The sequence below is a fragment of the Collinsella intestinalis genome (genome assembly GCF_902501455.1).
GTDB lineage: Bacteria > Actinomycetota > Coriobacteriia > Coriobacteriales > Coriobacteriaceae > Collinsella > Collinsella intestinalis.
The window spans coordinates 40,544-62,221 of the sequence record NZ_CABWIC010000002.1; the positions used below are offsets into that span (position 1 = coordinate 40,544).

Below are 21,678 nucleotides of genomic sequence, written 5' to 3' on the forward strand. Positions count from 1 at the left end.
GCGCCCCTTCGCACCAGAAAGGTTTCCCATGACCTCAACTCTTGGCAATACCATGCAGAGCCTGGCGCTCGTGTTTTCCGTCGTTTCGGCGTTGATGCTCATCGCGGGTTCGAAGCGTCCGAGCTCGCGTCCGGCGCGCACCGGATACGTGTTCGTGTACGCCTCCTTCGCGCTGCTGACCGCCTGCGTGGGCATTGTGCTCATGGGCATGCTGACCGAGGATTACACCCTGGCCTACGTGGTCTCGAACTATCCCGCGACCGATAGCCCCCTGCAGCCGCTCTACCGTGTGAGTGCCGTGTGGGCTGGCCGCCAGGGCTCGCTTTTGCTGTGGACGTGGCTCATCTCCGCATTCGCCGCGGCCCAGGCGTACCGTCGCCGCCGTGCGAGCGAAGAGCTCACGTGCGCGGCCCTCGGCGTGACCGAGATCGTGGTCGCGTTGTTCACCGCCACGCTCGTCTTTTCGGCGTCCAACAATCCGTTTATGGCCACGGCCGCGGAGTACCTCAACGCCGACGGCACCCTGGTGTCCAAGATCGGCGGCATGAACCCGCTGCTCATGCATTGGGCAATGATCCTGCACCCGCCGGCGACCTTCATCGGCTACGCCGCGATGACCATCCCGTTCGCCTATGCCACGGCCGCGCTCATCACCGGCGACCTGTCCGCGCGCTGGGTTGAGCTGTGCGACCGCATGGCGGTGTTCGGATTCATCTTCCTGTCCATTGGCATGGGCCTGGGAGCGGTGTGGGCTTACGTCGTGCTCGGGTGGGGAGGCTTCTGGGCGTGGGACGCCGTGGAGAACGCCAGCCTCATGAGCTGGCTCACGTGCGTCGCCATGATCCATAGCTTCACGATGTACCGCAAACGCGGCATCTTCAAGCGCTGGAGCATGCTGTCGGCCACGATCACCTTCATCTTCGTGGTGCTCGGCACTTTTATCACGCGCTCCGGTCTGGTGCAGAGCGTGCACGCGTTTGCCGAGGACCCGGTGTCCACCTATTTCTTCCTCGCCATCATGGTGGTGAGCGGACTGGCGTTCTTGCTGGGCGTCGCGTACCGCCATGCCGAGTTCGGCGAGGACGACGGTGAGATCGAGTCCATGATCTCCAAGAGCGGGTCGTACTACCTGACCAATATCGTGATGCTCATGGCCGGCGTGCTCGTGGCCTACCTCACGGTGTCGAGCGCCCTGCCGAGTTGGATGCCGCTGGGCGGTGCGGTGGTTGCCGCTGGCGCGTACAATGCCGTGGCCCGTCCCGTGGCTGTGTTCGTGGTTTTGCTCATGGCCGTGTGCCCCATGCTGGGCTGGCGCAAGACCGACCGTGCCAAGTTCGCCCGCCACATGCGCGTCCCCGCCATCGCCGGCGCGGCGGTGTTCGTCGCGCTCATGGCGTACTTCGCACTGGTGCTGGTCCCCGAGTATCACGAGATCATCGCGGCCGGCGGGGCGGCGGGCGAGGCGCTTGCCGAGCAGGGCCCCGCGGTTTATTACTTCGGTTTGACGGTGCTCGCCTTCGCGTCTGCCGCCCTGCTGTTCACGAGCTCGCTGTATCTGTTGGGCCGCGGTGTGCGCGGCCGCATGCGCGCCAAAGGCGAGGGCATGCCGCTCGCGCTGGTCAACCTGTTCCGCCGCTCGCCCGCGCAGGCCGGCGGCTACCTGTGTCACCTGGGCGTTGCCATCGTGGTGGTGGGCCTGGTGGGTTCCATGATGTATGTGCGCGAGGCCACGGTGAACCTGGCGGGCGAGGCCGGCGAGTCGGTGCGTGTGGGTGCCTATGAGCTTACATTCACGGACAGCGAACGCTATTCCGACGATCAAAACAACGAGATCATGCGCGTTGAGCTCGACGTGACGAACGCCGAGACCGGGCGGCCGCTCGGACACGTGGCGCCCTCCATGAAGGTCGCGGCCGCCACGAGTCAGACCACGCTCGATGCGGCCGTCATCACGTTCCCGCTCGAAGACCTGTTCGTGGCGTTCCAGGGTCTGAATCCGGACGGCAGCCTGTCGCTCAACGTCAAGGTGAACCCGCTCATCCTGTTCACGTGGGCGGGTGGCGCGATCTCCACGCTGGGCATCGTGCTCGCGTTCGCACCCCGCCGCGCCACGCCGCTTTTGGCAGCCGACGAGCGCGAGCGTGCGGCCGCATCTTGTGCCGAGGGTGAGCTGCATGAGTAGCCCTGTCCCCGAATCCGCAGCGCCGCTCGCCATTGAGGCCAGAGGGCTCGTCAAGCAGTTCGGCGGCCGTCGTGCGCTCGACGGCCTCGACCTGGAGCTGCCACAGGGTGGGTTCCTCTCCATCTTTGGCCCCAATGGCGCCGGAAAGACCACGCTTCTGCGCGAGCTTGCCCTTCTGGCGCGGCCGACTGGCGGTGAGCTGCGGATTCTCGGTGTCGACGCCCTTGAAGAGCCCGACGTTTTGCGCTCCCGCATCGGTCTCATCTCGCACAAGACCATGCTTTACGGCGATCTGACCGCGCGTGAGAACCTGGCGTTCTTTGCGAGTCTGTACGGGCTGGAGGGACCGGAAGCGGGCGCTCGCATCGACGAGCTGCTGCGCCTGGTCGAGCTCGACCATCGCGCGAACGATTGTGCTCGTACCTTCTCGCGCGGCATGCAGCAGCGCCTCTCTATTGCCCGCGCCCTCATCAACGACCCTGAGCTCGTGTTGCTCGACGAGCCGTATTCGGGCCTCGATCCGCATGCCGCGGAGCTCTTCGATCGCCTGATCGCCCGCGTTCGCGATGGGCGCACGTTTGTGATGGTCAGCCACGACCTCGAAAAGGGCTTTGACCTGTGTACCCACGCGCTCATCATGGCGCGTGGACGCGCGGTGGTGTGTGCCGAGACGGCCAAGATAGATCGTGTGGCCTTCCGAGACCTGTATTTGGCTACCGTTGGAATGGGGGTGGCGTAAATGGCTGGGATGCATCGCGGGAAATCCGGCGTCGATCGGGTCGAACATCTGCGCCCCTCTGCGTTCGCGCAGTACAGGGCCCTACTTGCCAAAGACGTTCGGCAGGAGTTCCGCACGCGCGAGATGCTCACGTCGATGATCGTCTATTCGCTGCTCGTGCTCACCATTTACGGCGCCGCGCTCGCTCAGGTGGGAGACAAGCTGCAGATCGTGTCTTTCGCGGGCGGCCTGCTGTGGGCGCTCATCGTGTTCACGAGCTTGCTGGGCTTGAATCGCAGTTTCAGCCATGAGACCGAGTCGGGTTGCCTCGAGGGCATTTTGCTCGCGCCGATCGACCGCGCGGTGGTGTTTCTTGCCAAGGCGACGTCCAACTTGCTGTTCCTTCTGATGGTCGAGTTGGTCACGGTTCCGCTGTTCTTCGTGTTCTTCCTTTCGGGTGCCGAGCTGCCGCCCACGACTCCCATGATCCTGCTGCCACTGTTGGTCGGTACGATCGGCGTGGCGGGGGTCGGTACGCTGCTGTCCACCATGGCGATTGACACGCGCGGCCGCGACGTGCTGCTCGCGATTTTGTTCATCCCCGTGGCATTTCCACTGCTGTACGCTTGCGTCTCCGCGACCGGTGTTGCGCTGATGGGCGTCGAGGGAACCTTTGCCACGTTCTGGCGGAGCCTGGCGCTCGCCGCCGCGTATGACGTGGTGATGGTCGCTGCCGCGTGGGGCTTGTACGAATTCGCCCTCGATTCCTAGCGCTCCATGATCTGCCGGTTTCCATCGAGACCGTACCCTCGCGCCGTGTGCGGTGCGTTGCGTGTCGTGCGCCGTGTGTCGTGCGTTGCCTCCGCCTCCATCTATCGGGGTTGCGCCCGTGCGGCATGCGCTAGTATGTAGTGACAAAAATCGCAGGTTCGTGGCGTAAGCGTCCGATGCCTGCCATCTGCATGGAAAGGAACAAGATGCGCGAGAAGCTCGCCGACAGGCTGGTGCCCGCATTGCTCGCGATAGGCGCCGTGCTCACTGCGATCGACGTGGTGTGGACGTTCACGGTGGCTCCGCTGGTACAGGGAGCGAGGCTCTCAGAGCCCGCGATTATCGCCGGTCAGGTGGTCACCACCAAGTTGCTGCTCAGCCAAAAAATCTTTTATCTGCACGTCCCCGTGGCCGTGGCGTCGTTCGCGGCGATGGCGGTTGCCGCCTTTTTCGCCGCCCGCTTCCTTGCTACGAAGGACCGTGCGCACGACCGCGCATCTCGCACGGCAATGCAGGTCACGCTCGTGTTCATCATCGCCACGATGATCTCGGGCGACGTGTGGACGCGTTTCGAGTGGGGTGTCTGGTGGGTCTGGGAGCCGCGCCTCACCACGTATTTCATCCTCATGTTGCTGGTGATCGGCTACTTCATCCTGCGTAACGCGCTCGACGATCCCGAGCGTTCCGCACGCTTTGGCGCGGTGTTTTGCATCATCGCCTTCATCGATGCGCCCATTTCGTTCTTCATCACGCGCTTGGTGCCGAGCTCCGTGCACCCCGTGGTGTTCCGGACCGATTCGGGCTTGCCGCCGGCGATGCTCATTCCGTTCTTGCTCGGCTTGTTCGGCATGTGCATGATCGCGTTCGCCCTGTATCGCTATGCCCTGCGGGTCAATACCGCCGCGGATGAGGTGGAGGAGCTGAAGGAGCGCCTCGAGGAGCTCGATGCCTCGGCTCAGCGCGCCGCGGCCGATGAGGCGCTCGAGCGCCTGCAGGCTCAGGCCGCCGCGCTGGTTGCGGCCGACCCCGTTGCCGACTCTGCCGCTGACCCCGCCGCCCACGCGGGCGACATGCCGCCTATCCCGTCCAAGGAGGATTAAATGGATCCGATTCTCTCCGAGGTCTATTCGACCGTGTTGCCCGCCGCCCCCTACGTGCTCGCTGCGTATGTGGGCATCCTGCTCGCCCTGTTCGCCTTCGTCTTCTCCCTTTGGCGTAAGTCCAAGCGCACCGAGGCCGATATCGACGCCCTCAAGCGCGCCCTCGAGGATCGTGAGCGCCGCGCGGGTAAGTAGTCGTGCCTGGCCAACGCGTGCGGGCGTGAATGGCGCGGCCGCTCGTGAGGCTATGAACGATTTGCCGCCAAGAAAAGGAGCTTATGAACCATTCGTTCATAAGCTCCTTTTTTGTACACATATCTACCTGCGGAAATAATGCACTCAAAACAGGTGGCAGGGAGTTAATCGTTCATAACCTCCAGCAGTATCCAACGGCTTCCGACAACCTCCGACAGCCGCCAACGGCCTCCGACGGCCGCGAACTGCGCTGCCAACGACCTGCCCGGAGCGGGGGCGTTCGGGCCGCTCGTCGGAAGCGCCCGTCTCGCCCCGCATCGAAGGGCGGGCTTACTCGAGTTCAAACGCGCCGGTGTAGAGCTGGTAGTAGTAACCGCGCTTGGCGATGAGCTCGTCGTGCGTGCCGCGCTCGATCACGCGCCCGTGGTCCAGGCAGATGATGACATCGGAGTTGCGCACGGTGCTCAGGCGATGGGCGATCACGAAGGTCGTTCGACCCTGCATGAGCGCGTCCATACCGCGCTGCACGATGGCTTCGGTGCGCGTGTCGATGGAGCTCGTCGCCTCGTCCAGGATCATCGCCGGCGGATCGGCAACCGCGGCGCGCGCGATGGAGATGAGCTGGCGCTGTCCCTGCGAGAGCTGCGAGCCGTTGCCGGTGAGCATGGTGTCGTACCCCTCGGGCAGGCGACGGATGAAGTCGTCGGCTCCCGCCAGCTCGGCGGCATGGATGCACTCCTCGTCGGTGGCCTCAAGGCTGCCGTAGCGGATGTTGTCCATCACGGTGCCGGTGAACAGGTTGACGTCCTGGAGCACCACGCCGAGCGAACGGCGCAGGTCTGCCTTGCGGATCTTGTTCACGTTGATGCCGTCGTAGCGGATCTTGCCGTCGGCGATGTCGTAGAAGCGGTTGATGAGGTTGGTGATCGTCGTCTTGCCCGCGCCCGTCGCGCCCACAAAGGCGACCTTCTGACCGGGCTTGGCGTACACGGACACGCCATGCAAAACCTCGTGGTCGGGCGTGTAGCCAAAGTCGACGTCGTCCATCTGCACGTCACCGCGCAGGGGCACATAGGTCACGGTGCCGTCCGCGCGGTGCGGGTGCTTCCAGGCCCACAGGCCGGTGTGGTGGTCGGCCTCCTCGATCTCCCAGGTATCCGGGTTGACCTGGGCGTTCACGAGCGTGACGTACCCCTCGTCGGTCTCGGGCTCCTCGTCGAGAAGAGCGAAGATACGCTCAGCGCCCGCCAGACCCATGACCACGGCGTTGATCTGCTGGGAGATCTGGCCGATCTGGCCGCAGAACTGCTTGGTCATGTTGAGGAACGGAACCACCACGGCGATGGACAGCGGCAGGCCCGAGATGGACAGATTCGGAACGCCGAGCGCGAGGAACACGCCACCTGCCAGGGCAACCATCACGTAGATGAGGTTGCCGAGGTTCATGAGGACGGGCATGAGGATATTGGCGAACATGTTCGCCTTCTGGGACACCTCGAACAGGCGCTCGTTGCGCTCGTCGAAATCGGCCTCGGCGGCCGCCTCATGGCAGAACGCCTTCACGACTTTCTGGCCGCCCATGACTTCCTCGATATGACCCTCGACCACGCCGAGCTCGCGCTGCTGCGCAATGAAGAAGCGGGCGGAGTTTGACCCGAGCACCTTGGTGAGTGCGACCATGCACAGCACGCCGATGACGATGACCAGGCACATCCACACCGAGAAGTAGAGCATGATGCTGAACACCGTGGTCAAAACGATGACGGTCATGACCAGGTTTGGCAGCGATTGCGAGATCATCTGGCGCAGGGTGTCGATGTCGTTGGTGTAGTGCGACATGATGTCACCGCGCTGGTTGGTGTCGAAGTAACGGATCGGCAGGTCCTGCATGTGGTTGAACATCTTCTCGCGCAGCTTCATGAGCGAACCCTGCGTGACGACGCCCATGTAGCGGTTCCAGAAGAGCGAGGACAGGTTGCCGATGATGTAGATGACGCCGAGCGTGGTCACGAGGCCCAAGATCTGCGGGCGCGCTGCGGCCCAATCGCCGGTCTGCCAGGAGGTCGAGATGACCTCGAGGGCCTTCTGCAGGAAGACCGAACCGATGGAGTTGATGAGGGCGCACAGCACCACGCCGAGCATCACCAGCGGAAGCAGGACCGGATAGAACGAGAAGAGCATCTTGACGAGGCGCTTGAGCGTGCCGGGTTTGGAGCCCCTGGCGCGCGCGTTGTCGGCGGGCTTACTCATGGGCCTCACCCCCTTCCTGCATCGTGGTTTCGAATGCGTGGGTAAGTTCTGCGGCGGTTTGACGATCGGCGTCGCCGGTCTCGCGTGTTGCGGGCGCATCGTCATCGGCGTTCTGGGAGCCGTCGCCGTCCACGGTTTCCTCACCCATCTTGTTTTGCGAGGTGAACGTCTCGCGGTAGATCTCGGAGGTCTCGAGCAGCTCCTCGTGCGTGCCCATTGCGGCAATGCGGCCGCCCTCCATCACGATGATGCGGTCGGCGTCCTGCACGGAGGCGATGCGCTGGGCGATGATGAGCTTGGTGGTCTCGGGCAGGTAGGCGGCGAGGCCCGCGCGGATCTTGGCGTCGGTCTTGGTGTCCACGGCGCTCGTGGAGTCGTCCAAGATCAAGATCTTGGGACGGCGCAGCAGGGCTCGCGCGATGCACAGGCGCTGCTTCTGACCGCCCGAGACGTTGGAGCCGCCCTGTTCGATCCATGTGTCGTAGCCCTTCGGGAAGCCGTCGATGAACTCGTCGGCGCAGGCCAGATGGGCCGCCTCGCGGATCTCCTCATCGGTGGCGTTCTCGTCGCCCCAGCGCAGGTTCTCCGCGATGGTGCCACTGAACAGGACGTTTTTCTGCAGCACCATGGCCACCTCGTGGCGCAGCGCATCGAGGTCATAGGAGCGCACATCGCGCCCGCCCACGCGCACGGTGCCCTCGGTCGCGTCGTACAGGCGTGCGATGAGGTTCACGAGCGTGGACTTGGCGGAACCGGTCCCGCCGATGATACCGACGGTCTCGCCGCTTGCGATATGCAGGTCGATGTCGTCGAGTGCCTGGCGCTCGGCGTGCTCGGAGTACTTGAAGCTCACATGGTCGAAGTCGATCGAGCCGTCCGCGACCTCGTGTGCGGCCTCGGCGGGGTTCGTGATGGTGGGCTCGGCGTTCAGCACCTCGACGATACGGTTCGCGCTCTCCTCGGACATGGTGACCATCACGAAGATCATGGAGAGCTGCATGAGGCTCATGAGGATCTGGAATCCGTAGGTGAAGGTGGAGGAGAGCTGGCCCACGTCGAACAGAGTGCCCTGGCTGGTGATGATGAGCTTGGAACCCAGGTAGATGATGACGACGAAGGCACCGTTGACGCACAGGTTCATCATCGGGTTGTTGAGGGCGAGCAGCTTCTCGGCGCGGGTGAAGTCGGTGCGGACGTCCTCGGCGGCGCGGGCGAACTTCTCCTTCTCATAGTTCTCACGCACGTAGCTCTTGACCACGCGCATGCCGGTCACGTTCTCCTCGACCGACTCGTTGAGCGCGTCGTACTTGCGGAACACGCGGGTGAAGATCGGCCCGACCCTGTGGATGATGAATCCCAGACCGCAGCCGAGCAGCGGGATCATGGCCAGGTAGACAAAGGAGATGTAGCCGCCCATGGCGTAGGCCATGGCAAAGGCGAATACCAAGACGAGCGGCGCGCGGACGGCGATGCGGATGATGAGCATGAACGCCTGCTGCACGTTGGTGACGTCGGTGGTGAGGCGCGTCACGAGCGACGAGCTCGAGAAGCGGTCGATGTTGGCGAACGAGAACGTCTGGATCTTGTAGAACAGGTCGTGGCGCAGGTTCTTGGCAAAACCGCAGCTTGCGTAGCTGCAGGTGACGCCCGCCGCCGCACCGAAGAACAGCGAGACGAGCGCGAGGCCCACGAGAACGCCGGCCGTGGGCATGATCTGTGCGATCTGCGCGCCGTCTTTGATGGTGTCGATGAGGTTGGCCGTGACGAAGGGAATCGCCATTTCGCAGGCGACCTCGCACAGCACCAGGATCGGTGTGGCAATGGACGGCAGCTTGTAATCGCGAACGGATGACACGAGGGTTTTAATCATCAAGTTCCTCCCAGGTGACGCGGATCTTCTCGAGCATCTCGGCGAGCTGCTCCTGTTCCTCGACGGTTAGAGCGGCGAAGGCGCTGCGGCGGAAGCGGTCGCGCTTCTCGTGTTCGAGGTGGGCGAGGCGCGTGCCCTCGTCAGTGAGGTGGACGAACAGCTGGCGACGGTCCTTGGTGTCGCGCGTGCGCTCGATCAGGCCGGCGGTCTCCATCTTGGAGAGGATCTCGGAGAGCGAACCGGGCTTGATCTCAAAGCGCATGCCGAGCTCCTGTTGGGAGAGCGTCCCCCCGCAGCGGTCGAGCATGCATAGGATGGGGATCTGGCCGGATCGGCCGCCGCTGTGGAAATGCATGTAGTGGCCGCAGAAGCCGAGCCCCCTGAGAATGCGCTTGGCGCGCATGATCGTCTCGTCCTGCTGTGCCTCGGGTGTCTCGATGCTGCTCATGGCCCGGCAGATCGCGCTGGGCGTGGGTGTTTCCATGTCTGTTCCTCCTACTCTCGAATTCGTCCACTCGAGGGTACGAGTGCCCGGCATGATAGTCAAGGTACCGAACAATATGGAACCGAACGTTAATGTGCCCGTCGCACGACAGGGCCAAACGGGGGATAATGGGGTGTGCAATGGCGTCGCAAGCGCCGTTCACCATGGGCGCCCGGTGCGCCTCCATCTTCGTCCGAAAGGTTTCGCCATGTCGAACACGACCATCTCCAAGGGCGGTCTTTCCGCCACCATCAGCTCCAAGGGCGCCGAGCTCACGAGCCTCAAGCTCGATGGCCGCGAGTATCTGTGGCAGGCGGACCCGGCGTTTTGGGGCAAGCACGCCCCGGTCCTGTTCCCCATCGTCGGCTCCCTGCGCGGAGATGAGGCCGAGAGCGCCCAGGGCACATGCCGCATGCCCCGCCACGGTCTCGCCCGCATCAACGAGCACCGCGTCGCCGAGGTAGCCGAGGATGGCTCTGCGGTGACCTTCGAGTTCACCAGCTCTCCGGAGACGCTCGAGGCGTATCCGTACGAGTTTAAGCTCAACATGACCTACGCCATCACGGGCGAGGCGACGCTCACCCAGACCTTCTCCGTCACCAACACGGGTGCCGCCGACATGCCCTTCTCCGTGGGCGGTCACCCCGCGTTCAACGTCCCCGCGCCCGGCGCCGGGGATGAGGCGTTCGAGGATTACGTGATCGAGTTCTCCGAGCCGTGGACCTGCGTTGCCCCCACTATCGCCGAGGGTGGGCTGCTCACGTTCGACGAGACGACCGTTCCGGTTGAGAACGCCGACGTCCTCCCCGTCACCCGCGAGCTGTTCTCCCGCGATGCCGTCATGCTCACGGACGTCCCGGGAGGCACGTTGACCCTGCGCGGAACCAAGAGCGGTCGCGGCGTGCGCATCGACTTCGCGGATTTCAAGTACATCGGCATCTGGTCCGCGTGCCAGGGCAACTCCCCGTTCATCGCGCTCGAGCCCTGGACCGGCCACGCCACGCTCACCAGCGAGGATGACGTGTTCGAGCACAAGCGCAACGTCACCGTCATCGCTCCGGGCGAGACCCGCGACTTCTCCTTCAGCATGACCGTGCTGTAGGGGGGCGTTGTTGCGAGCGCGCGGCGCAATGTGAACAACGACGTATATACGTGGGGCGGGACGCGACCGGGGTTTCGGTGCGCCCCGCTTTTTCTGCCGCCTCGCATAGACCACTGGTATTACATCAAAATAACAACTGCTGAAACGATTGACCGTCTACCGACGATATTGAACGTTTGTCGCTCCGACAGATGCAATTACCCACCACACAACTATGGTGGGTAATTTGTAAGGTGCCGTCGGAATGCGCCGACATGCGCATGGGGGCACATCATCCAATCGAGGAGGCAGGATGAAGCAAAGTATGCGTTGCAGGATCGCCGCGCTCGCTGTAACGGCGGCGGCCTGTGTGGGAACGCTATTCATGCCCGTTGGAGCGCATGCCCAGGAGGGCGATTATCAAATATTCCCAACACCGCAGAAGGTCGCCTATCAGGAGGGCTCGGTCGAGTTCGCCGATAACGTGACGACGGTCGTCGAAGACGGCATCGACGCCGAGACCGAGGCGCACCTCGAGGAGGCGGTCAAGCTCAAGGCCAAGAGCGTCAAGAGCGCGGATGCCGTGCCGACGAGTGGCACCGCGGTGCTGGTCGGCATCAAGGGTTCGGGCAAGCAGGTTGACTCTTACGTCAAGCAGCTCGTGGACGCCAAGAAGCTCGCCTATGACGCCAAGCTGTTCGAGCAGACCGATGCGAACCTGGTCGCGCTCCTTCCCGCCGAGGATGGCGCCGCCAATCGCATCATCGTCTTGGGCAAGGATACCGATTCGGCGTTTTACGGCCTGTCGACAGTCTTCCAGATCTTGCAGCAAGATGCCGATAGCTCGCTGCGCGCCCTGGTTGCCAGCGATCACGCCGACGTGATCACCCGCGGTTTCATCGAGGGCTACTACGGCAATCCCTGGAGCACCCGCGACCGCGTGGCGCTGATGGAGTGGGGCGGCTACTACAAGCTGAACGCCTACTTCTACGCCCCCAAGGACGACCCCAAGCACAACTCCCAGTGGCGTGAGAAATACACCCAGGCGGAGATCGACGAGAAGATCAAACCCCTCGCAGAGGCGGGCAACAAGTCCAAGGTGCGCTTTGTCTACGCGCTGCACCCCTTCATGCACAACCCCATCACCAAGGACAACTACGACGAGACCTTCAAGATCATGAAGGCCAAGTTCCTCCAGGTGATTGATGCGGGCACGCGCCAGATCGCGATTCTCGCAGACGATGCCGGGTATCAGCTCGGCCCCAACGAGAGCGCGGATAAGCACACGGGTGAGCTTTACAAGAGACTCCTCGACGATACGACCGCGTGGCTTCGCGAGCTCCAGAACGAGAAGAATCCCGACGGCACCTTCAAGTACCCCGGTCTTAAGGACACGCTGATCTTCTGCCCGGTGGACTACATGGGCCACGGTGAGAGCTGGTACCGCACCCTTGGCGAGAACGTCCAGGTGATTAACACCGGCGGTCGGGTCTGGGGCAAGATTGACAACGCCTTCGCCACCACCTTCAAGAACAACTCGGGCGTCGCCCCCTTCATGTGGATCAACTGGCCCTGCTCCGACAACGACAAGGACGCCCTGCATATGGGTGGGCACAACAACTTCCTCGGCTCCGATCTCAAGCCGGGCCAGGTCAAGGGCGTCGTCATCAACCCGATGCAGCAGTCCGAGCCCTCCAAGCAGGGCATCTTCATGACCGCGGACTTCACTTGGAACCTGTGGGGCTCTACCGAGCATGCCGACCAGGTGTGGGAGAAGTCCTTCAGCTACATCGATCACAACTCGGGCAAGGAGACGGAGGGCTCCAACGCCCTGCGCGAGCTGTCCGGCCATATGAAGCGCATGTACGGCGGCGGCGCGACATGGGAGAACGACGAGTCTGCCGATATCAAGCAGGAGCTCGCGGACTTCCGTGCCAAGCTCTCCTCCGATACGGTGACCGCAACCGATGTCGACAAGGTGTCCAAGGTCTTCCTGGACCTGCAGCGCACCGCCAAGACCTATCGCGAGAACGCCGGGACCAAGGCGATGGCGGAGCAGATGAAGCCCTGGCTCGACACTTGGGATGACTTGACCGCTGCGGCGCTCGCCGAGCTCGAGGCCGTGAAGGCCGGCATCGAGGGGGATGCGTCCACCCTCGTCTCCAAGTACGCCGAGGGCGCCGGGCTCTTGGAGCGTGCCAACGGGCACGCCCTGTGGTACATCAACCATTATGAGTACGCGCGCGTCGGCAAGGCGCACATCACCCCGATGGTCCTTGCTCTCGACGCCTATACCGCCGAGAAGGCGACCCTGGCGGCCGACCCTGACGCCGTGGTCACCAAGCTGGTGACCAGCCGCACCGACACGCCCGTGGGCAGCGCGGCCGCCGTCTTCGACGGCGACCCCAAGACCGGCGCCGTCTACCAGAGCCCGAACAGGCTGGTCGAGGGTGATTACTTCGGCATGGTGAGGAGCAAGCCCTTCGATCTCAAGTCCGTCACCTTCATCCAGGGCGGCGGCAAGGACTTCATGGACGCCAGCAAGGTCCAGTACCTCAAGGGCGGCCAGTGGATCGACGTCGAGGGCTCTCAGGAGTTCAACGTCAGCAAGGTCTCCCTCACCGGCCTCGACATCAAGGGCGTCGAGGGCGTGCGCATCGTGGCCGTGCGCGACAACCGCCAAGACGCCTGGCCGACCATCAACGAGATCATGGTCAACAAACAGCTCGACGAGAACGCCGTGTTCACCGGCACCGTGAGCATCGCCAACCAGGTCTCCGCCGACGGAAGCAAGCCCCTTCAGCACGCTTCGGACGGTAAGGACACCGAGGCGTGGTTCAAGTTCAAGGACGAGGGCGAGGACAGGGACACCACCGCCGTCGACGCCGCCGTCCAGGTGACGTTCGACGCCCCCAAGACCATCACCTCGATCACCTTCAAGCAGGGTGGCGGCTCCGATGACGTCATCGAGTCCGGCAAGGCTTATTACCAGGACGTCGACGGCGTCTGGCACGAGGCCGGCGTGATCACCTCCGCCAAGTCCCAGACCATCCAGCTGGCCGGTCCCGTGAGCGCGAAGGCCATCAAAGTCGTCAACGGCGTCAAGACCGCCAAGTGGTGGCGCGTCGTCGACCTCCATGCTGGCTTCGGTAAGATCGAGGCGACTGCGACCGCGACCACGAACATGCCGCAGTATCAGAACAACCCTATCGTCAACGTTGTCGACGGCAATGCGGATAGCAAGTTCTGGAGCAATCGGAAGACCCAGGCAAACGATTACGTGATGCTCTCGTTCAGTGCTCCCAAGTTCATCGATACCGTCTACCTCAAGCAGGGCGATGCCGACAAGTTCACCGCCTCCAAGCTTTACTACACTACCGACGCCGCACCTGCGGCGGACGGCAAATGGACCGAGCTCCCCGCGCCGACCTCCGCTTCCGAGCAGACCATCACCTTCGACCGCGTGGAGGCAACGGGCGTGAAGCTCGTCTCTACCGCCGCGACTGACAGCTGGTTCCAGCTCTTCGAGTTCAACGCGTTCGAGAAGTTCTCTTATAGCAAGGACAGCCTTTACGCTTCCTTCGACCTTGCGGGTGTGAGCCTCGCTGCCCGTGTGGGTGACGGCTCCTTCAAGACAACCGATGGATCGGCGACCCTGCCCAAGAAGGGCGACGTCATCGCCGTCGACCTCGGCTCCGTCCGCCGCGAGGTTGTCCTCGCCAACGCGGATGCCCAGGTCGCAAAGGGGGCGGAGCTCGTCTACTCCCAGAACGGCATCGAGTGGAGCCCGCTCAAGGGCGCCGACCCCGTCCGCGCCCGCTATGTCGGCTACCGCGCCACGGCGGATGCGGCATCCGTCGACTTCAAGGCGCTCACCGGCAGCTACCTGCACTCCCTCGCACCTAGCATCGTTAAGAGCGAGCTGCCCGGCGCCCAGACCCTCGACGCCGCCAAGATCTTCGACGGCAACGTCGCCACCGCCACCAAGTCCAGCGGTGGCCCCTCCGAGGGCACCAAGGTCGTTTTCGACCTGGGCCAGGAGCGCTCGATCAAGAGCGTTGAGTACTTCGTCCCCGAGACCAGTCTCGATTACATCCGCAATGCCGTGATCGAGGTCGCCGATAGGGCCGACGCTCCGGACGCCGAGTGGAAGACGGTCCTCGACATCAACAGCGATGGCAAGATCGCCGCTCCCGGTAAGGACGTGCCCGCGAAGGAGGCCAAGTGGATGACGCACTCCACGGACTTCCCGGGCAACATGTTCATCAAGTCCGGCGAGGGCGTCGACGAGACCGCGCGCTTCATTCGCATCCGCTTCACCAAGGCCTACGCCGAGCGCTGGTTCGAGATCGGCGAGCTGCGCATCAACGGCGGCGAGTACGTGCCGGTCTACGCCGGCGGCGACTTTGAGACCACTGCGGTTGAGCAGCAGGGCAAAACACCCGACAACCTGCTCGACAAGAGCGTGCTGACCGCATGGCAGCCTGCTACCGACGAGGCGGGAACGCTGACCTACCACGTGTCCGAGCCGTTCGGCGCCGACGGGGCGCCCTTTGACGGCGTTCGTGTCATCTCCAAGGCGGCCCAGCCCGCCGTCAAGGTGAAAGCGGTCGTCTACAGCGGGGACCTTCGCGCGGGCGAGCCCGCGACCAAGACGGTTGAGCTTGGGGTTCTCGATAGCGTCCTCAAGGACCTGTCCTTCGGTAAGGGCGTTTCCGCGGTTAAGGACATCGTCTTCGAATGGCCCAAGGGCACCGTCCCCCAGATTTCCGAGATCTTCCTGACCCGCGGTGTCGATGCTTCCCTCGATGGCGATATCGAGGCGCTGCGCGACCTCGTCGCCAAGGCGAAGACCGTCGATACGGCGGCGTGGACGACCGATTCCGTGACGGCGCTCGACAAGGCGGTCGTGGCAGCCGAGGAGGCCCTCAAGGCTCCTGAAAGCCTGACCTACCAGCAGATCGTCGATCTCAAGGCCGGTATCGAGGGCGCCCTTTCCAGCCCGGTGCTCAAATATGCGGGCACTGAGCTGCAGCAGCTTATCGACAGCGCCGTTGCCGATGGTTCTAAGTTCACGCCCGAGAGCTGGAAGGCATATCAGGATGCACTCGATGCCGCCAAGGCGGGCCTGGAGAACGCCGACAACCTGTCCCAGGCTGAGGGCGATCGCCTCGCCCGTGAACTCAAGGACGCCCTCGCCGCGCTCGTTGAGAACGCCGATCAGGGCGGATCGGGCTCTGGCAACGGCGGTTCCGGCAACGGTGGCGCCGGCAATGGCGAAACCGGCAATGGTGGCGCCGGTAACGGTGGCCAGGGCGGCAATTCCAACGGCAATGGTGCCAACGGTTCTACTGGCAAGCCCGGTTCCAGCTCCGATAAGCTGGTGCAGACCGGCGACGACTCGCTGATGCTCATCGGCGGCACCGCCTTCGCCGCGGTCGCCCTCGCCGGCGCCGGCATCGCGCTCAAGCGCCGCCGCAGCAACGCCTAAGCCCTCGCGTCCCAGCGAGAAGGGCACATACGATTCGGGCCGCACCTCTCCTTGAGGTGCGGCCCTTTTCATGCCCGGCGCCGACCGTGCTGGGTGGCTGTCGCGTCGGATGCGCGGGGTAGCCGTCGCACCGGTCATCTGCCGAGCCTATGGGAGTTTTGCAGGTACGTTGGCGTGGTAGGGCGTTGCGGGGTATGATGCCTATCTGGAAACTACGGGAGGAACCATGCACATCGCGCTCGATAAGCTCTAGCTACGTTTGACGCCGTGCCCGCCGCTTCGCCGGCAGGCCCTCTTTCACATTTCGCCAACAGCCAACGCATAAGGAGCAACCATGCGCGACAAGCTTGAGAAGATCATCATCGCTTTCGAGGAGCTCGAGAAGAAGCTCTCCGACCCCGCCGTCGCCAGCGATATCAAGGAATTCACCCGCCTCAACAAGGAGTACGCCCACCAGACCGACCTGGTGAAGGCCGCTCGCGAGTACCTGGGTGCCCTCGACGATATCGATGTCGCCAAGGAGATGCTGCACGACGCCGCCGACGCCGACGAGAAGGAGATGCTCCAGATGGAGATCTCCGAGAACGAGGCAAAGCTGCCCCAGCTCGAGGAAGATATCAAGATCATGCTCATCCCGGGCGACCCGATGGATGAGAAGGACACCATCGTCGAGATCCGTTCCGCGGCGGGCGGCGACGAGGCGGCTATCTTCGCGGGCGACCTCTTCAAGATGTACCAGCGCTTCATCGAGTCCAAGAAGTGGAAGATGACGGTGCTCGACTCCAGCCCCTCTGAGGCCGGCGGCTTCAAGTCCATCGAGTTCAAGGTCGAGGGCGACAAGGTCTACTCCGTCATGAAGTACGAGTCCGGCGTGCACCGCGTGCAGCGCGTCCCCAAGACCGAGTCCCAGGGTCGCATCCAGACGTCTACCGCGACGGTGGCCGTGCTGCCCGAGGCCGATGAGATCGATATTCAGATCAACCAGGCCGACCTGCGCGTCGACACCTACTGCGCCTCCGGCCCCGGCGGTCAGTGCGTCAACACTACCTACTCCGCCGTGCGCATCACCCACCTGCCCACGAACACCGTGGTTCAGTCTCAGGAGCAGCGTTCTCAGATCCAGAACCGCGAGGTCTGCATGCAGATGCTGCGTGCCCGCCTGTACGAGATGGAGCTCGAGAAGCAGCAGGCCGAGCTCGGTGCCGAGCGCTCTGCCCAGATCGGCCACGGCAACCGTTCCGAGAAGATCCGCACCTACAACCTGCCGCAGGATCGTGTGACCGACCACCGCATCGGCTTCAACTCCACCTACAACGGCGTGCTGCTGGGCGATCAGCTGTCCGACGTCATCGACGCCCTGGCGGCCGCCGACCGCGCCGCCAAGCTCGCCGAGGCCGTGTAAGCGGGTTCTCGGCTGTTGGGCAAGAGCCGCGCGGTATGATGCCCCAGCTGCAAACGTGCCTGTTCGGGCCGTCGTCCTTCGGGGCGGCGGCCCGTTTTTCAAGCAGTCAGGTTTTGGGCAGACGGACTGTTTTTGGACGGGAAATGCTGTAATTCGGTGTTCTCGACGGGGCGGATGTCGGCCGTGCCGTAGAATCGCGGCTATGCAATACGAGGGACGGAGGCCGCTATGGCGAACGAGACGTGGACCATCAGGCGATGCCTGGATTGGACGCGCGACTACCTGAAGGACCGGGGCGACGAGCGTCCGCGTCTATCCGCCGAATGGCTGCTGTCGGGTGTGACCGGGCTCTCGCGCACTGAGATATACGTGAACTTTGACAAACCGATGTCGAGCGAGGAGCTTGCCGCAATGCACACGGCCGTTGTGCGCCGCGCGAAGGGCGAGCCGCTGCAGTACATCATCGGTGAGACGAGCTTCCGCACGATCGATGTGATGTGCGAGCCCGGCGTGCTCATCCCACGGCCCGAGACCGAGCTGTTGGTTGAAGAGGTCTTGGCCTATCTCGACCGAGAGGTCATCGGAGCCGCTCCCGCAGCCGCGCGCGGGCGTGTTGAGCTGCCCTGGAACGCCGAGGTCGAGGCTGCCCTGCAGGCCGAGATCGCCGCGGCAAAGGAAAAGGATGAGGCGCCCGTCGTCGAGCGACAACTGCGTGACGATGATTTTGTCACGCTTGAGGACGGCGAGGGGACCATTGAGACGGCTGATGGCGCCGAAGGGGATGCGGACGTATTGGGTGCCGCACCTGTCGAAGAGGGCGAGTTTTCCGAGGGTGCTCCTGCTCAGGATGGGGAGTCGGGTCAGATTCGATGCGCGCGCGTTCTCGAGGTTGGGTGCGGTACGGGTTGCATCTCGCTTTCCATTGCGTCTGAGCGCTCGGGGCGTGCTCAGTGCGTCGCAATCGACATTGAGCCCCGTGCAGTCGATCTGAGCATCCGCAACCGCGATGCGCTGGGCATTTCGCCCGCCGACGTTGATGTGCGTTTGGGCAATCTCGTGTCACCACTCAATCGTGAGACCGAGTGGGGAACGTTTGACGTGTTGGTCTCCAATCCCCCCTATATTCCTTCCGCCGTCATGGAGTCGCTGCCGCACGAGGTTGCCGACTTTGAGCCGGCGCTGGCGCTGGATGGAGGCGCAGACGGTCTCGATATCTTCCGCAGGCTCGTCAACGCCGCCCCGCATATGCTTCGCCCGGGTGGCCTGCTCGCGTGCGAGCTTTACGAGGGTCACCTGGACGCAGCCGCCGATCTGTGTCGCTCTGCCGGCATGCATGATGTCCGCATCGTCGAGGATTTCACCGGCCGCCCGCGGATCGTCCTTGCCTTGGTGGGATAGGCGCGGAGCGACATGGCGCAATTAGTATCGTTTGACGTTAATAACGAATGGCGTTACTATGATTGTATCTTACAGAGATAAAGACGCCGAGAGGCTCTCGCGCGGTATGCGGATTCCCCGATACCGCGCGTTTGAGAGGCAGGCGCTCCGTAAGTTGCGCCAATTGGAAATCGCTGGAAACCTCAATGACCTGCGTATTCCTCCTGGCAATCATCTTGAGGCCTTAAGTGGGGACCGTGAAGGGCAATATAGTATTCGGATTAACGAACAGTTTAGAATTTGCTTTTCATGGACTCCGATGGGGCCTCAGGATGTGGAGATCGTCGATTACCACTGATATGGAGGGGCAATGGCTGGGGAGATGCGTCCGGTTACTCCAGGTGAGTTGCTGAAGGAGGAGTTTCTTGAGCCACTGGGGCTTTCGCAGTACCGGCTGGCGAAAGAAACGGGTATTCCCGCACAGCGTATAGGTCAAATTGTGCTTGGACGACGCAGGATAACGGCCGATACCGACCTGAGGCTCTGCCGCTATTTTGGATTGACCGATGGCTACTGGATGCGCGCTCAGGTTGCCTATGACACCGATGTGGCGCGACGGGAATTGGGCCCGGAGCTAGACAAGATCGTGCCATATGGCGAAATGGCCGTAACGGCCTGAGTGGAACTCTGGGGGCAAGGCTGAATGTTCAATTTCACGGACGTTATCGATCGCATGGGACACGATTCGATTGCCGCGGATGCAGCCGGAGCGATTTCCGGCGGCTCTTTGGGCCCTGTCGACGCCGTTGTGCGCGAAGGGTTTGACGTCATCCCCATGTGGGTGGCCGATATGGGATTCGCCACCGCTCCTTCGGTGCTGCGCGCCATGCGAGAGCGGCTCGAGCATCCGTGCTTCGGATATTTCGAGTATCCGCAGGAGTATTACGATCGCATCGCCTGGTGGCATGAGCGTCGCAACGGGGTCGTGGGGTTGAAGCCCGAGAATATCGGCTATGAAAATGGGGTGCTCGGCGGTGTTGCCAATGCCCTTGCCGTGGTGTGCTCGCGTGGGGACAAGGTGCTTGTTCATGCCCCGACGTATACCGGATTCACCAACACGCTTAAAAATGCGGGGTATGACCTGGTGACGAGTTGGCTACAGCGCGACGCCGAGGGCGTGTGGCGCATGGATTACGAGGACATGGAGCGCAAGCTCACAACGAGGGAGGTCCACGCGGCCATTCTGTGCTCGCCTCATAACCCGACAGGGCGCGTGTGGGAACGCTGGGAGCTCGAGCGGGCGATGGGCCTGTTCCGAAAGTACGATGTCTACGTTATTTCAGATGAGATATGGTCGGATATCGTTTTGGGAGGCAGTGTCCACATCCCCACGCAGAGCGTGAGCGACGACGCGCGGATGCGGACCGTCGCGCTGTACGCCCCGAGCAAGACGTTCAACCTCGCGGGACTCATCGGTAGCTATCGCGTTGTCTACAATCCGTGGCTTCAGGCTCGCTTGGCCAAGCAGGCGAGTTTGTCGCATTACAACATGCAAAACGTGCTCTCCATGCATGCGCTTTTGGGTGCATACAGCGACGAAGGCGCTGCCTGGGTCGACGAGCTGCGAGAAGTTCTTGGTCGCAACGCACGGATTGCCTCGGAGTTCTTTGAGGGGATCGCTGGTGTCGATTTTGCGCGACCGCAGGGGACGTACATGCTCTTCTTGGATTGCGACGGTTGGTGCGCCGCTCATGGCATGGATATCGACGAGCTGCTGCGCTCCGGCGTCGAGGTCGGTGTGCTGTGGCAAGACGGGCGCCCGTTTGGCGGAGACGAGACGATTCGCATCAACCTAGCGTTGCCGACTGCGCGCCTACGCGAGGCACTGGAGCGCCTGGCCGCTTACGTATTTGTGAGATAGGGGAGAAGCTCGTTATGGCGAATGTGATTAAGGCCCACGACAATCTCGGACCTGCCGCCGACTGCCTGACGGCGGGAGGCCTTGCGCTCGTTCCGACCGAGACGGTCTACGGGGTGGGGGTGGCCATATCCGCTTTCGCGGCGAATCTGGAGACCCCCGGGCCCGATACGGGCTATGGGCGCATATTCACCCTCAAACAGCGCGAGCTCACCCAGACGGTGCCGTGGCTGGTCGACGGTCCGGCTGCCCTCGAGCGCTACGGCAAGGACGTGCCTCATTCGATATGTGCTTTGTCGGAAAAGCTCTGGCCGGGTGCCCTCACGCTCGTGGTCCCGGCAGCGGACGACGTGCCGTCGTTCATGCGGGCTGCGGATGGGACGGTCGCCCTGCGTGCCTCTGCGTCGCCGGTTGTCCAAGAGCTTATCGCGCGCTGCGGATCGCCGCTGGCGGTGACCTCGGCGAACACGCATGGCAAGCCGGCGCCGATTTCATTTGATGAGGTTGAACCGCGCATTCTGGCTGGTGTTGACGTTGCCATCGACGCGGGGGAGACCCCGTGCCGAGATGCCTCGACCATTGTGGCCGTGCGAGACGGGGAGCTTCAGATCCTGCGTCAGGGCGTCTTATTGGCGGATGAGATACGGGCGGTCTTGGCGTAATTCCGAGTGCGGAGGTTAAATGCTTAACCCACTAAATTGGTAGCAGAATATGAATACCAAAGCAGTGACTTTGACCTGCATAAATACCGTTTAGCGGCAATTGCCCATCGTTTGCGGGTGATTAACAGGTAGAGATGGTTCCCGGTGTGAAAATACGACCACGAATGTCGGTATCTG

General features: G+C 63.0%; 16 protein-coding genes. 13 read left to right on the plus strand and 3 right to left on the minus strand.

Features of this window, described 5'->3' with window-relative positions:
- Positions 1 to 28 precede the first annotated feature (28 nt).
- The 5 genes from AOBCEHNH_RS00555 (at position 29) to AOBCEHNH_RS00575 (ending at position 4,966) form a co-directional block, all read left to right on the plus strand.
- Positions 29 to 2,182, plus strand: coding sequence for a heme lyase CcmF/NrfE family subunit (locus AOBCEHNH_RS00555; RefSeq protein WP_226803167.1), 2,154 nt, complete (start codon positions 29 to 31; stop codon positions 2,180 to 2,182).
- Positions 2,175 to 2,921 (plus strand): ABC transporter ATP-binding protein, encoded by a 747-nt coding sequence (locus AOBCEHNH_RS00560; RefSeq protein ID WP_152062769.1) that lies wholly within the window; start codon positions 2,175 to 2,177, stop codon positions 2,919 to 2,921. Before AOBCEHNH_RS00555 ends, AOBCEHNH_RS00560 begins: the two co-directional genes overlap by 8 nt.
- Positions 2,922 to 3,671 (plus strand): heme exporter protein CcmB, encoded by a 750-nt coding sequence (locus AOBCEHNH_RS00565; RefSeq protein ID WP_152062770.1) that lies wholly within the window; start codon positions 2,922 to 2,924, stop codon positions 3,669 to 3,671.
- A gap of 206 nt (positions 3,672 to 3,877) precedes the next feature.
- A complete protein-coding gene (gene ccsA / locus AOBCEHNH_RS00570) occupies positions 3,878 to 4,771 on the plus strand; it encodes a cytochrome c biogenesis protein CcsA (protein WP_226803168.1) in 894 nt (297 codons plus the stop codon).
- Positions 4,772 to 4,966, plus strand: a complete 195-nt coding sequence (locus tag AOBCEHNH_RS00575) for a heme exporter protein CcmD (RefSeq protein ID WP_118272255.1) — start codon at positions 4,772 to 4,774, stop codon at positions 4,964 to 4,966.
- Positions 4,967 to 5,296: 330 nt separating this feature from the next.
- On the opposite strand, the gene AOBCEHNH_RS00580 is transcribed toward AOBCEHNH_RS00575, so the two are convergent.
- The 3 genes from AOBCEHNH_RS00580 to AOBCEHNH_RS00590 are packed head-to-tail and all read right to left on the minus strand — an operon-like array spanning position 5,297 to position 9,570.
- Positions 5,297 to 7,216, minus strand: a complete 1,920-nt coding sequence (locus tag AOBCEHNH_RS00580; protein WP_152062772.1) for an ABC transporter ATP-binding protein — start codon at positions 7,214 to 7,216, stop codon at positions 5,297 to 5,299.
- The gene (locus tag AOBCEHNH_RS00585; RefSeq protein ID WP_152062773.1) at positions 7,209 to 9,086 is read right to left on the minus strand and encodes an ABC transporter ATP-binding protein; all 1,878 of its coding nucleotides are present in this window, start codon (positions 9,084 to 9,086) and stop codon (positions 7,209 to 7,211) included. The genes AOBCEHNH_RS00580 and AOBCEHNH_RS00585 overlap by 8 nt, the downstream gene beginning before the upstream one ends.
- Positions 9,079 to 9,570, minus strand: coding sequence for a MarR family winged helix-turn-helix transcriptional regulator (locus AOBCEHNH_RS00590; protein WP_226803169.1), 492 nt, complete (start codon positions 9,568 to 9,570; stop codon positions 9,079 to 9,081). Before AOBCEHNH_RS00590 ends, AOBCEHNH_RS00585 begins: the two co-directional genes overlap by 8 nt.
- 208 nt (positions 9,571 to 9,778) lie before the next feature.
- On the opposite strand from AOBCEHNH_RS00590, the gene AOBCEHNH_RS00595 reads away from it, so the two are divergent.
- The 8 genes from AOBCEHNH_RS00595 to AOBCEHNH_RS00630 all read left to right on the plus strand — a co-directional run bounded on the left by AOBCEHNH_RS00595 (position 9,779) and on the right by AOBCEHNH_RS00630 (position 21,501).
- Positions 9,779 to 10,672: an aldose 1-epimerase family protein gene (locus tag AOBCEHNH_RS00595; RefSeq protein ID WP_152062774.1), complete on the plus strand. Its 894-nt coding sequence runs from the start codon at positions 9,779 to 9,781 to the stop codon at positions 10,670 to 10,672.
- A 292-nt stretch (positions 10,673 to 10,964) separates the two neighbouring features.
- Positions 10,965 to 16,142, plus strand: coding sequence for a beta-N-acetylglucosaminidase domain-containing protein (locus tag AOBCEHNH_RS00600; protein WP_193221130.1), 5,178 nt, complete (start codon positions 10,965 to 10,967; stop codon positions 16,140 to 16,142).
- A 334-nt stretch (positions 16,143 to 16,476) separates the two neighbouring features.
- Positions 16,477 to 17,544 (plus strand): peptide chain release factor 1, encoded by a 1,068-nt coding sequence (gene prfA / locus AOBCEHNH_RS00605; RefSeq protein WP_152062776.1) that lies wholly within the window; start codon positions 16,477 to 16,479, stop codon positions 17,542 to 17,544.
- A gap of 228 nt (positions 17,545 to 17,772) precedes the next feature.
- Positions 17,773 to 18,942 (plus strand): N5-glutamine methyltransferase family protein, encoded by a 1,170-nt coding sequence (locus AOBCEHNH_RS00610; protein WP_152062777.1) that lies wholly within the window; start codon positions 17,773 to 17,775, stop codon positions 18,940 to 18,942.
- A 106-nt stretch (positions 18,943 to 19,048) separates the two neighbouring features.
- Complete coding sequence (locus AOBCEHNH_RS00615; RefSeq protein WP_233418382.1) at positions 19,049 to 19,279, plus strand: type II toxin-antitoxin system RelE/ParE family toxin; 231 nt, start codon at positions 19,049 to 19,051, stop codon at positions 19,277 to 19,279.
- A gap of 12 nt (positions 19,280 to 19,291) precedes the next feature.
- Entirely contained in the window at positions 19,292 to 19,600 is a 309-nt protein-coding gene (locus tag AOBCEHNH_RS00620; RefSeq protein WP_006723585.1) for a HigA family addiction module antitoxin, read from the plus strand.
- 24 nt (positions 19,601 to 19,624) lie between these two features.
- Complete coding sequence (locus AOBCEHNH_RS00625) at positions 19,625 to 20,842, plus strand: MalY/PatB family protein (RefSeq protein ID WP_152062779.1); 1,218 nt, start codon at positions 19,625 to 19,627, stop codon at positions 20,840 to 20,842.
- Between the two features lie 14 nt (positions 20,843 to 20,856).
- Positions 20,857 to 21,501, plus strand: a complete 645-nt coding sequence (locus AOBCEHNH_RS00630) for an L-threonylcarbamoyladenylate synthase (RefSeq protein ID WP_152062780.1) — start codon at positions 20,857 to 20,859, stop codon at positions 21,499 to 21,501.
- Positions 21,502 to 21,678 lie beyond the last annotated feature (177 nt).

Coding starts and splice junctions, on each gene's coding strand:
- AOBCEHNH_RS00565 (WP_152062770.1), top strand. CDS start 2,922: ATGGCTGGGATGCATCGCGGGAAATCCGGCGTCGATCGGGTCGAACAT.
- AOBCEHNH_RS00580 (WP_152062772.1), bottom strand. CDS start 7,216: ATGAGTAAGCCCGCCGACAACGCGCGCGCCAGGGGCTCCAAACCCGGC.
- AOBCEHNH_RS00575 (WP_118272255.1), top strand. CDS start 4,772: ATGGATCCGATTCTCTCCGAGGTCTATTCGACCGTGTTGCCCGCCGCC.
- AOBCEHNH_RS00600 (WP_193221130.1), top strand. CDS start 10,965: ATGAAGCAAAGTATGCGTTGCAGGATCGCCGCGCTCGCTGTAACGGCG.
- AOBCEHNH_RS00610 (WP_152062777.1), top strand. CDS start 17,773: ATGGCGAACGAGACGTGGACCATCAGGCGATGCCTGGATTGGACGCGC.
- AOBCEHNH_RS00555 (WP_226803167.1), top strand. CDS start 29: ATGACCTCAACTCTTGGCAATACCATGCAGAGCCTGGCGCTCGTGTTT.
- AOBCEHNH_RS00585 (WP_152062773.1), bottom strand. CDS start 9,086: ATGATTAAAACCCTCGTGTCATCCGTTCGCGATTACAAGCTGCCGTCC.
- ccsA (WP_226803168.1), top strand. CDS start 3,878: ATGCGCGAGAAGCTCGCCGACAGGCTGGTGCCCGCATTGCTCGCGATA.
- AOBCEHNH_RS00595 (WP_152062774.1), top strand. CDS start 9,779: ATGTCGAACACGACCATCTCCAAGGGCGGTCTTTCCGCCACCATCAGC.
- AOBCEHNH_RS00625 (WP_152062779.1), top strand. CDS start 19,625: ATGTTCAATTTCACGGACGTTATCGATCGCATGGGACACGATTCGATT.
- AOBCEHNH_RS00615 (WP_233418382.1), top strand. CDS start 19,049: ATGCGGATTCCCCGATACCGCGCGTTTGAGAGGCAGGCGCTCCGTAAG.
- AOBCEHNH_RS00620 (WP_006723585.1), top strand. CDS start 19,292: ATGGCTGGGGAGATGCGTCCGGTTACTCCAGGTGAGTTGCTGAAGGAG.
- AOBCEHNH_RS00560 (WP_152062769.1), top strand. CDS start 2,175: ATGAGTAGCCCTGTCCCCGAATCCGCAGCGCCGCTCGCCATTGAGGCC.
- prfA (WP_152062776.1), top strand. CDS start 16,477: ATGCGCGACAAGCTTGAGAAGATCATCATCGCTTTCGAGGAGCTCGAG.
- AOBCEHNH_RS00590 (WP_226803169.1), bottom strand. CDS start 9,570: ATGGAAACACCCACGCCCAGCGCGATCTGCCGGGCCATGAGCAGCATC.
- AOBCEHNH_RS00630 (WP_152062780.1), top strand. CDS start 20,857: ATGGCGAATGTGATTAAGGCCCACGACAATCTCGGACCTGCCGCCGAC.